12 protein-coding genes are annotated in these 13761 nt (G+C 72.7%); all 12 read left to right on the top strand.

Annotation, left to right across the window (positions count from 1 at the left end):
- Positions 1–534: 534 nt before the first annotated feature.
- The gene (locus tag QF027_RS01760; protein WP_306987040.1) at positions 535–2100 is read left to right on the top strand and encodes a glycosyltransferase family 39 protein; all 1566 of its coding nucleotides are present in this window, start codon (positions 535–537) and stop codon (positions 2098–2100) included.
- Between the two features lie 202 nt (positions 2101–2302).
- Entirely contained in the window at positions 2303–2740 is a 438-nt protein-coding gene (locus QF027_RS01755; RefSeq protein ID WP_307072203.1) for a hypothetical protein, read from the top strand.
- A 100-nt stretch (positions 2741–2840) separates the two neighbouring features.
- On the top strand, positions 2841–4463 hold the full coding sequence (locus QF027_RS01750; protein WP_307072202.1) for an alpha/beta fold hydrolase: 1623 nt from the start codon (positions 2841–2843) through the stop codon (positions 4461–4463).
- Between the two features lie 267 nt (positions 4464–4730).
- Complete coding sequence (locus tag QF027_RS01745; protein ID WP_307072201.1) at positions 4731–5294, top strand: hemerythrin domain-containing protein; 564 nt, start codon at positions 4731–4733, stop codon at positions 5292–5294.
- A 125-nt stretch (positions 5295–5419) separates the two neighbouring features.
- The gene (locus QF027_RS01740; RefSeq protein ID WP_307072200.1) at positions 5420–6382 is read left to right on the top strand and encodes an NAD-dependent epimerase/dehydratase family protein; all 963 of its coding nucleotides are present in this window, start codon (positions 5420–5422) and stop codon (positions 6380–6382) included.
- A gap of 407 nt (positions 6383–6789) precedes the next feature.
- The gene (locus QF027_RS01735) at positions 6790–8424 is read left to right on the top strand and encodes a carbamoyltransferase family protein (RefSeq protein ID WP_307072199.1); all 1635 of its coding nucleotides are present in this window, start codon (positions 6790–6792) and stop codon (positions 8422–8424) included.
- A complete protein-coding gene (locus tag QF027_RS01730) occupies positions 8421–9422 on the top strand; it encodes a glycosyltransferase family 2 protein (RefSeq protein ID WP_307072198.1) in 1002 nt (333 codons plus the stop codon). The genes QF027_RS01735 and QF027_RS01730 overlap by 4 nt, the downstream gene beginning before the upstream one ends.
- Positions 9419–10009 (top strand): D-glycero-alpha-D-manno-heptose-1,7-bisphosphate 7-phosphatase, encoded by a 591-nt coding sequence (locus QF027_RS01725; protein WP_307072197.1) that lies wholly within the window; start codon positions 9419–9421, stop codon positions 10007–10009. The genes QF027_RS01730 and QF027_RS01725 overlap by 4 nt, the downstream gene beginning before the upstream one ends.
- Positions 10006–11016: a glycosyltransferase family 9 protein gene (locus QF027_RS01720; RefSeq protein WP_307072196.1), complete on the top strand. Its 1011-nt coding sequence runs from the start codon at positions 10006–10008 to the stop codon at positions 11014–11016. The genes QF027_RS01725 and QF027_RS01720 overlap by 4 nt, the downstream gene beginning before the upstream one ends.
- Entirely contained in the window at positions 11013–11963 is a 951-nt protein-coding gene (locus QF027_RS01715; protein ID WP_307072195.1) for a glycosyltransferase, read from the top strand. The genes QF027_RS01720 and QF027_RS01715 overlap by 4 nt, the downstream gene beginning before the upstream one ends.
- A complete protein-coding gene (locus tag QF027_RS01710; protein ID WP_306987028.1) occupies positions 11960–13177 on the top strand; it encodes a glycosyltransferase in 1218 nt (405 codons plus the stop codon). Before QF027_RS01715 ends, QF027_RS01710 begins: the two co-directional genes overlap by 4 nt.
- Positions 13177–13761 carry a D-sedoheptulose-7-phosphate isomerase gene (locus QF027_RS01705; protein WP_307072194.1) on the top strand — a complete coding sequence of 195 codons (585 nt, stop codon included), beginning with the start codon at positions 13177–13179 and terminating at the stop codon, positions 13759–13761. Before QF027_RS01710 ends, QF027_RS01705 begins: the two co-directional genes overlap by 1 nt.

The following is a 13761-nucleotide window of genomic DNA, read 5'->3' as shown; positions in this document are numbered from 1 at the left end:
TGAGCGTGGTTCGGCGAACGGCTTCCTTGCGGGCAGTCCCGATCCGTGCACGGGCGACGCAGCGGGGACGGCGAAGACCCAGGACAACTACATCGGCGTCGGCAAAGAGCCTGAACATCCGCTGACCGGCCGGGACCGCCGCGCCGAGCCGCCGTCAGTGTGGCGGTGACGTCAGGCGGGGGACATAGGCGGGGGAGAGGCCGGGGCGGGCTGCTGCGTCACGTAATCCAACCACGAGCTATTCCCCGGTGGGCGACCGAAGGATCCTCATACCGGGGCGACAAGCGCCCATGGCTCTTCCTCTCCCATTACCCGCCACCGCCATCCCGCCGACCCCTCGGTGCCGCACGATCACCGGGCTCGGACAGCCGGTATGTTCCGTCTAATGCAGCTTGATCGGTACAACTGGGTCCGGAGCGACGGAGGTTGATCGTGGGGGGAAGCCGTGTGCAGGCAGTCAGGCTTGAGAGTCGTCGGGTTCTGTTCGAGCGCTTACGTGCGTCGCGTTCACCGCACCGGGCTTCCGTGACAACGGTGCTCAGCTATCTCAAGAAGTGGGGGGCGCCTGACCTGCGGCATCCGGTGCTTGATCGAGATCGACTGAACCGCTGGTATCGGCAACTGCTCGCGGTTCTTCTCGTTCTGCTGGTCTGGCTGGTGAGTCTGTGGAAGCTCGACCGTGACGCGTCGTCGTGGCGGGACGAGACGGTGAGCTATGCCGTGGCCAAGCGCTCTCTCGGCGAGTTGTGGCTCCTGGTGCAGAACATCGACGCGGTCCACGGCCTGTACTACTTCCTGGCCCATCTCGTACTTGGGGCATGGGACGACGGCGTCCTGACACTGCGAGTCCTTTCGGCACTCGGCACGCTCACCGCTGTGCTGGGGGTCCACGCCATCGGCAGCCGGCTCGGTGACCCGGCGACCGGATTCTTGGCCGGGGTTGCTTTCCTGTGCGTCCCACAGGTGCAGTTCTACGCGCAAGAGGCCCGCTCCTATGCGTTGGTGAGCGCCGCGGTGGTATGGGCGACGTGGTTCTTCGTGCGTGCGCTGCAGGACAGCCGACGACGCTGGTGGGCGGGGTATGCAGGGTTGCTGCTGCTGAGCGGGTGGCTGCATGTTTTCGCTCTGCTGGTCATCCTCGCGCACGCCGTGACGCTCTGGCGCAGTGGGCACATGCCACGCCTCGGGAGGCGCTGGCTTTTGGGCATCGCCTTCGCCGGTTGTGCCGTGGCTCCGCTGGCCGTGGTGAGTGCTGGTCAGGCGCCGGCGCAGCTGGACTGGCTGGGCCGGCCGAGCCTGCAGGACTGGCTGGGATTCGTGGTTCCTGCCGTCGTGGCAGCCGCCCTGGGCCTCTTGCTTCGTCGGCAGGACGAGGGCTCGGCCAGAGCGTTGACGCTTCCAACGACCGCTGTACCGCTCCTGATCGTCCCCGCAGGGTTCCTGCTGACGGTGTCCCTCGTCCACCCGTGGTACGTCGATCGCTACGTCCTTTACTGCATGTCCGGGCTGGCGCTCCTCGTCGGCCAGGCCCTACGGCACTGGCAGCGGATCCTCCGAGCAGAGGCGGACCCGGCGCGCAGGCGGCGCCGGATGTACGCGACGGCAGCCGTTGCCTTCGCCCTCTTCTCAGCGCTCGGCCCCTGGTACTGGCAGATGCGCTCCCCGGCCAGTCGCACCGACACCGTGGAAAGCTATTGGGGGCTCACCGTCACCGTTCCGGGCGCCCCCGAACCAGTCCTGTTCCAGCCTGCACGGCGCCGCGCGTGGGTCCTGGCCCGGCCCGCCGTCTTCGGGCCGCTCGACGACATCGCGCTGCAGCAGACACCAGCTGCATCCGGCACGTTGTACGGCGTCGAGGCGTCCCCAGACGTCATCCGGCAGCGCATGCTCCAGCATCCTGAGATCAACGTCCTGCGCGATCGACCCGGCCAGCCCCTGGACAACACCCCCGCAGAGATCACCAAGCGGGAAGTCCTACGCCGGCACTATCAGCTCTGCTGGGTGATCCCGGTCAACGGCGGCGAATCCGCAATCTTCATCCGCCGCGATGCCGCAGCGACGAACCCCATGTGCGCGCCCGGGCGCGACATCTACAGCTGATCGGCTCAGCATCCGTTCCAGGATGCTCCGAGTCTGTGGTTGGTGTCTGGTCGGATCGCGAGGTCAGATAGGTGTTCCAGTCGCGGGCTGCTCGGCGGGTGCACCGGAGGGCTGCGCTGAAGCTGAGCGTGTCACTGAGTACTGACGCGCGCAGGTCGGAGCGGTGCCATCTCGTGATACGGCGCCCGATCGCTTCCCGCCGATGCCCAGCGGCAGGCCGTACCGGACGCTGGCCGGCGACGCCGACCGCCGGCGTCTGGTCCACCGCTTCCTGCACGACGACTCCATCACCACCGACGAAGGCGTCCGTCTCCCCTCGGCCCTCACCCCGTCACCGTGCCCCCCACCACTGCACCAGTTCCTGATCCATCTCGCCGAAGACCGCGACGGTGCCCTCGCGCTCGGCCGGAGCACCGACCACGCCTGGCTCCTTCCCGGCACCCACCCCGGCCGCCACCGCAGCCCCGCCAACTACGCACGCGCCTCGCGACCTACGGCCTGCCCTCCCGGCGCGGGCGCAACAGCGTGCCGATGGACCTCGCAGCGCCGACGCCTTGCGCCGTCCTCGGCGAGGTCCTCGGCGTCTCCATCGGCGGCCACCGGCTGGGCCGCCGCCACAGGCGGCCCCCGCGCGCGGTAGCCGCCGAACTCAGCCGCCGCCCCAAGAGCGGAGATCAGGGTCGGGTGCTGGCGGTGCCGCTCTCGAAAGACGGAGACGACGGCGTGAGTGAATAGGGGGCATGCTTTTCGACTTCGCGCACGACCACGACGGTGAACGGCTCAGCGGTGTGTACGGCGGTGATCCATCCGGGGGCACCGTTGTGGTGATGCATGGCGCAGGCACCAGCAGCACGGAGCGACTGCACCCGCTGGTACGGGAGTTCGTGGCCCACGGCTGTCGCGGGCTCGCCTTCGACTTCTCCGGGCACGGCGAAAGCACCGGCAAAGTGAGCGAGTTAAGCCTGCGGCGACGGTTCGAGCAGGCCGTCTCGGTGATCGACGCGTACGCGGGGGTGGACGGGCCGCTGGTCCTTGTGGGGTTCAGCATGAGCGGGCAGACGGTGGCCGATCTCGTCCGGCACTACGGGGATCGCGTGGCGGCGCTGGGGCTGTGCGCGCCCGCCGTGTACACCGCCGAGGCGTGGGACGTGCCCTTCGAGGACGGGAACGGCCGGTTCAGCGGGATGATCCGGCGGCCGGACAGCTGGCGGGAGGCGCCCGCGCTTCAGGTGCTGCGGGCGTACGAGGGCCGGGCGGTGCTCGCCGTGCCGGGCACGGACGCGGTGATCCCGTCGGCGGTGACCGAGGCCGTACAGGATGCGCTGGCCGCGCGCGCCCAGTACACGCGGTTCGACCTTCCGGACGCGCAGCACCAGCTGGGAATCTGGTTTCGCGATCATGGCGAGGACCGGCGGGAGTTCGTGGAGGCGGTGCTGACCGGCCTCGACGACCGTGGCTGGACGGCCACGCATGCGTGGGTGGCCAAGCAGCTCGGCCACGGCCGCTCGGTCACCGACATGCGCCTGCTGGCCGGTGGCTGGAGCTCCCAGATGCGCCGGCTCACGCTCGACGACGGCACGGCCCTGGTACAACGCGCCTTCGTGAAGCCCTTCTTCCGCCACCACGGGCCCGGGCTGCTGACCCGCGAGGCGAACGTCCTGACGCTGCTCGCCGGGCAGGAAGGCATCCCGGCTCCCGAGCTCGTCGCCGTGGACGCCACGGCCGAACACTGCGACCACCCGACCCTGCTGATGTCCGCGCTGCCCGGCCGCGTCCGCGTGGACGGGGAGGACCTCGACCGGCGCCTGGACCTGCTCGCGGCCCAGCTCGCCCGCGTGCACAGCGTCGTACCGGACGAAAGGCCGCGCACGTACCAGGCGTGGACGTCCCCGGAACGCGTCCGCACCCCGGACGGCCCCCTGTGGGAGCGGGCCGTCGACGTGATCCGCCGCGACCCACCGCCGTACGAAGGCTGCTTCCTGCACCGCGACTTCCACCCCGGGAACGTGCTCTTCACGGGAGACGGCCCCAAGCTGCGGATCACCGGTGTCGTGGACTGGGTCGAGACCTCGTGGGGACCTGCAGACCTGGACGTGGCGCACTGCTCGACCGCGCTCGCGCTGCTGCACGGGCCGGCGTACGGGCTGGACTTCCGCGAGCGGTACGAGGCACACGGCGGCCGCGACCTCGCCGACAACCCCGACCACCTGTACTGGCGACTGCTCGACGCCCTGCACTACTGCCCCGACGCGGCGAAGCCGGCCGGGCCGTGGCGTGAACTGGGCCGGGACGATCTGACGTCCGAGGTGCTGGCAGAACGGCTGGAGGCGTACGTGGACGGACTCCTGCTCCGATACCGCTGACCGGCCCTGGATCCCTCGTCTGACACCGACCGAGGAGGCGTGCGCATTGGCGTCGTTCCGGGCGTGGCGACCGGCGCGGTGCCGGCTCTCCGGCGTCCGCCTCCGGGACACCGGCGAACACCCTGTCGGCCGCCCGGGTGAAGTGGCGGACCGGCGTGATGTTGTCGGCGCGCGCGTGGGAGGTATCCGTGCTGGGTGCCGAGTCGGCGGCGTGCTCGTGCGACGCGGATGGCGGCGGCGCTGCAAACGACCCGGAGTGGAGAACCCATGGGACACGGCGGAAACGTCATCCAGGAACTGACCACGGACCACCGCGAGGTGGACGACCTCTTCGCGCGGATCGAAGCGCTGCCCGGTCCCGACCCGCAGCGGCGCGAACTGGCCGACCGGCTCACCATGGAGCTGATCCGGCACTCGGTGGCCGAGGAGGAGTACCTGTACCCGGCGGTGCGCCGGTACGTCGACGGGGGAGACGACCTCGCCGACAAGGAGATCGCCGACCACGCCGACGTCGAGCGCATGCTCAAGGAGCTCGAAGGCAGCCAGCCCGGGGACGGGCAGTTCGACACGCTCATCCTCCGGCTGAAGAACTCCGTCACGGCGCACGTCAGCGACGAGGAGAGCCGGCTCTTCCCGATTCTGGCCGACGTCTGCTCCGCCGATGCCCTGGAGGACCTCGGGGAGAAGGTGCGTTCGGCCAAGCGGCACGCGCCGACCCGCCCGCATCCGTCCGCGCCGGACACCCCGCCCGCGAACAAAATCCTCGCACCCGGTACCGGCATGGTCGACCGCCTGCGCGACGCGCTCACCGGCCGCGGAAAGCAGGACTGAAGCGGCTTGCGCGCCCCCGAGGCGCCCGGCCGGCCGGCGGCCCCCGCCGCGCGGCGCGGCATGCGCACGCGTCATGGGGTGAATCGGGAAGCACGCACATGAGCCGCGAGAGCGAGGAGTGTCCTATGAGCGGATGGGCCTGGCGTCGGGCTTTGGTGACGGGTGGGGCCGGTTTCGTGGGTTCCCATCTGTGTGAGCGGTTGCTGGAGGCGGGTTGTGAGGTGGTGTGCCTGGACAACCTGGCCACCGGCTCGCGTGCGAACGTGGCCGATCTGTGCCGGCATGCGGGGTTTCGTTTCGTGCACGGTGATGCCACCGATCCAGCCGCCTGGCAGGGCCTGACGGGCCGCTTCGACCTGGTGCTGCACTTCGCCTGCCCGGCCTCGCCCGCCGACTACCTGCGCCTGCCGCTGGAGACCCTCGCCGTGGGCAGCGAGGGCACCCGCCACGCCCTGCACCGCGCCCGCACCGACGACGCCCGCTTCGTGCTGGCCTCCACCTCCGAGGTCTACGGCGACCCGCTCCAGCACCCGCAGCGCGAGAGCTACTGGGGCAACGTCAACCCGATCGGCCCGCGCAGCGTCTACGACGAGTCCAAGCGCTTCGCCGAGGCCCTGGTCACCGCCCACCGCACGGTGCACGCCACCGACGCGGCCATCGTGCGCATCTTCAACACCTACGGCCCGCGCATGCGCACCGGTGACGGCCGCGCCGTGCCCACCTTCATCGCCCAGGCCCTGCACGGCACCGCGCTGACCGTCGCCGGCGACGGCAGCCAGACCCGCTCCCTGTGCTATGTCGACGACACCGTCGAGGGCGTCCTGGCCCTGGCCGCCTCCGGCGAGCCCGGCCCCGTCAACATCGGCGGCAGCCAGGAGATCACCATGCTCGACCTCGCCCGTCGCATCGTCGACCTGACCGCCTCCAGCTCCCCCATTCGCTTCGTCGAACGCCCCGTCGACGACCCCGGCCGCCGCAAACCCGACACCCGCCTGGCCCACGAACGTCTCGGCTGGCAGCCCCGCACGGACTGGACCGACGGCCTCAAACAAACCATCGACTGGTTCACCCGTTCGGCCGCTGCCTGATCCTTCCGGCGGTGAGGTGACGCGGGCGTGCCGGGGGACGAGCACGACGTGAGGCCGCCGTAGCCCCCCGTTCGGATCCACGCCGACGCTGCCGCCTGCCGCGCCGCCTCCGCCGTCGGGTTTCTTCCAGCCTCGGCCCCCTCACGCCGGCCCGGTGCGTCTGCCGAGCCCGCCCCCCGCCTCATCGGCCCGGGACGAGGGGGCGGCCGAGGCATTCTTCGGCCCCGACAGTCAGCAGCCGCGTCCGCTCGGCGTGCCGCCGCGCTGGGCTTCCGGCACACTGCGAAAAGTTGTATATGCGGTTATTTGTCATGAGTTGTCTCCAACTGTTTGACACAGCCGCGCTCGCGGCACTCGCGAAACCGCGGCAGGAACTCCCACGAGCCTCTGGGATGGAGTCACCCCCCATGCGCGTCCTTGGCATCAACGCCCTGTTCCACGACCCCGCTGCCGCTCTCGTCGTCGACGGCCACACCGTCGCCGCCGCCGAGGAGGAGCGGTTCAGCCGCCGCAAGCACGGCAAGCGGCCCGTGCCGTTCTCCGCCTGGGAACTGCCCGAGCTGTCCGCCCGCTGGTGCCTGGAGCACGCCGGCATCCGGCCCGAGGAGCTCGACGCCGTCACCTACTCCTTCGATCCCACGCTCGCGCGCCCCGCCCACGAGATGGGGCTGAACGACCCCTTCGACCCACTGCGCCTGGACTATGCGCGCCGCGCCCCCGAGTTCCTCGCCGAGGCCCTGCCCGGACTCGACCCCGACCGGGTGGTCTTCGTCCCGCACCACGTGGCGCACGCCGCCTCCGCCGGGCCTGCCTCCCCGCACCCGGACAGCGCCGTCCTGGTCCTCGACGGCCGCGGTGAGGCCGCCTCCCACCTGGCCGGCCGCTACCGCGACGGCAAGCTCGACATCCTCGCCACGCAGGCGCTGCCCGACTCCCTCGGCCTGGTCTACGAGGAGCTCACCGAGCACCTCGGCTTCCTGCGCAGCAGCGACGAGTACAAGGTCATGGCGCTCGCCTCCTACGGCAAGCCCCGCTTCCTGCCCCAGCTGCGCCAGTACGTCCACCCCACCGGCGACGGCGGCTTCCGCGCCCGCGGCGTCGACTGGGCCGCCCTCGCCCCGGCCCGCGCCAAGAACGAACCGTGGACGCAGGAGCACGCCGACCTCGCCGCCAGCACCCAGGCGGTCCTCGAGGAACTCCTGCTCGAACTCGCGCACTGGCTGCACCGCGAGGCCGGGGGCGAGGCGCTCGCCCTGGCCGGCGGCGTCGCCCTCAACTGCGTCGCCAACTCCAAGATCGCCGCGCAGGGCCCGTACCGGCACGTGTGGGTACAGCCCGCCGCCGGTGACGCCGGGACCGCGCTCGGCGGAGCCCTCCACGTGGTCGCACAGCAGGAGAGCCCGCTGCCCATGTCCGGCGCCGACCTCGGCCGCGGCTGGAGCGACGAGGAGTTGCGGGCCTGGCTCGAGCAGGCGGCCGTACCGTACGAGGAGCCGGACGACATCGCGGAGACGGTGGCCGAGGAGCTGGCCCGGGACGGCGTCGTCGCCTGGTTCCAGGGCCGCAGCGAGTACGGACCCCGCGCCCTGGGGCACCGCTCCCTGCTGGCCCACCCGGGGCGTGCGGAGAACCTGGAACGGCTCAACCACGTCAAGGGGCGCGAGGAGTTCCGGCCCGTCGCGCCCATGGTCCTCGCCGACCGGGCCCACGAGCTGTTCACCGGGCCGCTGCCCAGCCCGTACATGCTGTTCGTGCACGACGTGGCACGTCAGTGGCGCGACCGCATCCCGGCCGTGGTGCACGTCGACGGCACCGCCCGCATCCAGACCGTCGACGAGCGGCAGGAGCCGCTGGTGGCGCGGATGCTGCGCGGCTTCGAGCGGCGTACCGGACTGCCCGTGGTCGTCAACACCAGCCTCAACACGGCCGGCCGGCCCATGGTCGACGACCCCCGCGACGCGCTGGAGTGCTTCGGCTCCGCGCCCGTGGACCTGCTGGCGATCGGCCCGTACGCGGTGCGCCGGGGCAGGGCGTTCGCATGAGCCCGTCCTACGCCGTCGTGATACCGACGCTGGTGCGCGACACCCTCGCCGACTGTCTCGGCGCGCTCGTCGCCGCGACCGGACCGAAACCAGCCGAGATCGTCCTCGTCGACGACCGCCCCGCCCCCGGTCCCGGCCCGCTGGAGCACGCGCTGAGCGTCCTCGGTGACCTGCGCGAGCGCACAAGCGTCGTGGCGAGCGGGGGACGCGGACCCGCCGCCGCCCGCAACACCGGCCTGCGCGCGGTCGCCGCGCCCTGGGTGGCCTTCCTCGACGACGACGTCCAGGTCGGCCCGCACTGGTGCGAGCAGCTGGCGCAGGACCTGGCCGACGCGAGCCCCGACACCGGGGGCGTCCAGGGCGTGATCGCCGTACCGCCGCCCGGCGAGCGCCGCCCCACCGACTGGGAGCGGGGCACCGCCGGTCTCGCGCAGGCACGCTGGATCACCGCAGACATGGCCTTCCGCGCCGACGCCCTCAAGCAGGTCGGCGGCTTCGACGAACGCTTCCGGCGGGCCTTCCGCGAGGACGCCGACATCGCCCTGCGCGTCCTCGACGCGGGCTGGCGCATCCAGCAGGGCCGCCGCACCACCCGTCACCCCGTGCGGCCAGCCGACCGCTGGGTGTCGCTGCGCGCCCAGCGCGGCAACGCCGACGACGCCCTGATGCGCTACCTGCACGGCCCCGACTGGTGGGAGAGAGCGGGCGCCCCGCGCGGGCGCCTGCGCACCCATCTGGCGGTCACCGCGGCCGGCGCCGCCGCGTGCGCCCTCGCGGTCACCGGACACGGCCGGGCCGCCGCGACCGCCGCGCTCGGCTGGGCCGCCGGCACCGCGGAGTTCGCGTGGGCGCGCATCGCCCCCGGACCGCGCACCCGCCACGAGGTGACGACGATGCTCGCCACCAGCGCGCTCATCCCGCCCGCGGCGACCTGGCACTGGCTCAGCGGCCTCCAGCGGCACCGCAACGCCCCGGCCTGGCAGGAGGTGGCGTCATGAGCCCTGTCAAGGCCGTGCTGTTCGACCGCGACGGCACCCTCGTCCACGACGTCCCCTACAACGGCGACCCGAACCGTGTCCGCCCCGTCGACGGCGCCCGCGAGGCCCTCGGCCTGCTGCGCTCGCGCGGCATCCGCACCGGCGTCATCACCAACCAGTCCGGCATCGCGCGCGGACTGCTCACCGACGCCGACGTCCGCCGCGTCAACCGGCGTGTCGACGAACTGCTCGGCCCCTTCGACGTGTGGGGCGTGTGCCCGCACGGCCCCGACGACGGCTGCCACTGCCGCAAGCCCCAACCGGGCCTGGTCCTGTGGGCGGCCGGCCGGATCTGCACCGAGCCCGCCGACTGCGTCGTCATCGGCGACATCGGCGCCGATGTCGAGGCCGCGTCCCGGGCGGGTGCCCACGGCATCCTCGTACCGACCCCCGAGACGCTGCCGGAGGAGACGGCGCGTGCCGGGCATGTGGCCCCGGATCTCCTGACCGCCGTGCGCGCCGTGCTGACCGGACCGCCCCGGGGCGATGTCCTGGCCGACGAGAGGCACTTCGAGTCCGCCTACGACACCGGCGGGAGGCCACGATGAAGGCACTCGTCACCCGCCTCGACAGCTTCGGCGACGTCCTGCTCGCCGGGCCCGCGATCCGTGCCGTCGCCGCCCGCGCCGACACCGTCACCCTGCTGTGCGGACCGCAGGGCGCCCCCGCCGCCCGCCTGCTGCCCGGCGTGGACGACGTCCTCGTCTGGGACGCGCCCTGGGTGGGGTTCAGCCCGCCGCCCGTCGGTCGCGGAGAAGTCGAGCTGCTCATCGACACGATCGACGCCGACACGGCCCTGATCCTGACCTCCTTCCACCAGTCGCCGCTGCCCACCGCCCTGTTGCTGCGTCTCGCGGGCGTCGACCGCATCGCCGCGGACAGCGAGGACTACCCCGGCTCGCTGCTCGACGTGCGCCATCACCGCGCGCCGCACGCGCACGAGGCGGAAGCGATGCTGGACCTCGCCAAGGCCGCGGGCTTCCCCCGGCCCGACGACGGGCGGCTGCGGGTGCTGCCCCCGCCGGTCACCACCGCGCTCACCGGACCCGGTCCGTACGTCGTGCTGCATCCCGGCGCCAGCGTCCCCGCCCGGGCCTGGAGCCGCGAGCGCAGCGCGGAGGCCGTGCGCGAACTGGCCGCGGCCGGCCACCGCGTGGTGGTGACCGGCGGGCCGGACGAACGGGACCTGACCGCGTACGTCGCCGGCGAGCACGGCCTCGACCTCGGCGGCCGGACCGCTGCTGGGGAACTGGCCAGCGTGCTGGCCGGGGCCGGCGCCGTCGTCACCGGCAACACCGCGCCCGCCCACCTCGCCGCCGCCGTCGGCACCCCCGTCGTCTCGCTCTTCGCGCCGGTGGTGCCCGCCGAGCGCTGGCGGCCGTACGGCGTGCCGTACGTCCTGCTCGGCGACCAGCTGGCGCCCTGCGCGGACAGCAGGGCCCGGACCTGTCCGGTCCCCGGCCATCCGTGCCTGGACTCGGTGACCGGGCACGACGTGGTCGCCGCCGTCGAGAAGCTCCTGACCACCGACGAGCAGACCCTGGGGGAGACATGAGGATCCTGCTGTGGCACGTGCACGGGTCGTGGACCACGGCCTTCGTACAGGGCCCGCACACCTACGTCGTCCCCGTCACCCCGGACCGCGGACCCGACGGCCTCGGCCGCGCCCGCACCTTCGACTGGCCGGACTCCGTCGTCGAGGTCCCGCCCGAGCGGCTGCGGGACGAGGACATCGACCTCGTCGTCCTGCAACGCCCCCACGAACTCCCCCTGGTGGACGAGTGGCTGGGCCGCCGACCGCCGCTGGTGTACCTGGAGCACAACGCCCCCGACGGCGCCGTGCCCGACACCCGCCACCCGGCCGCCGACCTCCCCGGCGTCACCCTTGTCCACGTCACCCACTTCAACCGGCTGATGTGGGACGCCGGAAGCACCCCCACGACCGTCATCGAGCACGGCATCGTCGACCCCGGTCACCTGTGGACCGGCGAGCTTCCCCGGGCCGCCGTCGTCGTCAACGAGCCCGTCCGGCGCGGTCGTACGGTGGGCACCGACCTGTTGCCGGGGTTCGCGCAGGCCGCCCCGCTGGACGTCTTCGGCATGAGGACCCAAGGGCTCGCCGGACACCTCGGCCTTCCGGACGAGCGCTGCCGCTCCCACGAACTCGTCCAGCGCGAGCTGCACACCGCGATGGCGCGGCGCCGCCTCTATCTCCACCCCGTCCGCTGGACCTCCCTGGGGCTGTCCCTGCTGGAGGCGATGCACCTCGGCATGCCGGTGGTGGCCCTCGCCACCACCGAGGTGACCGAGGCGGTGCCGCCGGGCGCGGGAGTGGTCTCCAACCGCATCGACGTACTGCAAGACGCCGTACGGGACTTCCTCGCCGACCCCCCGCACGCCCGCACCGTCGGCGAGGGCGCACGCGCCGCGGCGCTCGCCCGCTACGGACTGACCCGCTTCCTGGACGACTGGGAGCGGCTGTTGAAGGAGGTGGCCCGATGAGGATCGCCATGGTCTCCGAGCACGCCAGCCCGTTGGCGGCGCTCGGCGGCGTCGACGCCGGTGGTCAGAACGTGTACGTGGCCCGGCTCAGCGAGGAACTGGCACGCCGCGGCCACGACGTCACCGTCTACACCCGGCGCGACTCCGCCGAACTGCCCGATCGCGTGGCCCTGCCCGGCGGCGCCGTCGTGGAGCACGTGCCGGCCGGACCGCCCGCACCGGTCCCCAAGGACGAGCTGTTCCCGTACATGGACGCCTTCGGCGCCCACCTCGGGCGCGTCTGGGACCGTGAGCGGCCCGACGTCGTGCACGCCCACTTCTGGATGTCCGGCCTGGCCGCCCGGGCCGGCGCCCGGCCCCACCACCTCCCCGTCGTGCAGACCTTCCACGCCCTGGGCACCGTCAAGCGGCGCCACCAGGGCCACGAGGACACCAGTCCTCCCGAACGCGTGGGCTTGGAGCGGCAGATCGGTCGCGGCTGCGCCCGGGTCCTGGCCACCTGCACCGACGAGGTGCACGAGCTGGCCGACATGGGCGTGCCGCCCCGGCGGGTGTCCGTGGTGCCGTGCGGAGTGGACGTGGGCCACTTCCGGCCCGGGGCATCAGCCGCGGACACCCCGGCACGCCGGGAGCGGCACCGGCTGCTGGCCTGCGGACGGCTTGTCCGCCGCAAGGGCTACGACCAGGCCATCCGGGCCCTCACCCAGATCCCCGACACCGAACTGGTGGTGGCCGGAGGACCTCCGCCCCAACTGCTGGACGCCGAACCGGAGGCCCGGCGACTGCTGCGCCTGGCCGAACAGCTGGGACTCGCCGACCGGGTGCGACTGCTCGGCGCCGTGGACCCGGCCCGGATGCCCGCGCTGATCGGCAGCGCGGACGCGGTCCTGTGCACACCGACGTACGAACCGTTCGGCATCGTCCCGCTGGAAGCCATGGCCTGCGGCGTGCCCGTCGTCGCCACGGACGTCGGCGGCCACCGGGACACCGTCTCCGACGGGGTGACGGGGCGACTGGTACCGGCGGGTGACCTCGGGGCGATCGCCGAGGCCGTCCGCGACGTGCTCGCCGACGCACGGTTGCGCCGCACCCTGGGCGCGGCCGGCCGCGAACGCGCCCTCGCCCGCTACACCTGGCAGCGCGTCGCGGACGGCGTCGAAGAGGTCTACGAACGCGTCACGGCACGTGACGAGATGCCGTCGGAGGTGGCGTGATGAGTACCCAGGTATCCCCGCTGGCCGCGCACTGCGACGAACTCCTCGACGCCCTCGGAGCGTTCCGCGCCTCGGCCCCCATCACCGAGCGGTGGGGCCGCAAGCTCGCCGCGGTGCTCGGCGGCGGCGGGCGGCTGCTCGCGGCGGGCAACGGCGGCAGCGCGGCCCAGGCCCAGCACCTGACCGCCGAACTCGTCGGCCGCTACCGCGACGACCGGCCCGCCTTCTCGGCGATCGCCCTGCACGCCGACACCTCCAGCACGACGGCCATCGCCAACGACTACGGCGTCGACGCGGTGTTCGCCCGCCAGGTGCGCGCCCACGGCCGCCCCGGCGACGTGCTGATGCTGCTGTCCACCAGCGGCTCCAGCGCCAACCTGCTGTCGGCCGCCGATGCGGGGCGCGCGGCGGGCCTGCACGTGTGGGCGCTGACCGGACCGGCTCCCAACCCCCTGCTGGCGGGCAGCGACGAGGCCCTGTGCGTGAGCGCGGGCTCCGCCGCGACCGTCCAGGAACTCCACCTGGTCGCGGTGCACATGATCTGCGTGGCGTTCGACGCGGCGCTGGAACGGAAGGGGAGCTGA

The sequence above is a fragment of the Streptomyces canus genome, assembly GCF_030816965.1.
Classification (GTDB): domain Bacteria; phylum Actinomycetota; class Actinomycetes; order Streptomycetales; family Streptomycetaceae; genus Streptomyces; species Streptomyces canus_E.
Note: the sequence above shows the minus strand (reverse complement) of the source record. Positions and strands in the feature narration are given on the sequence as shown.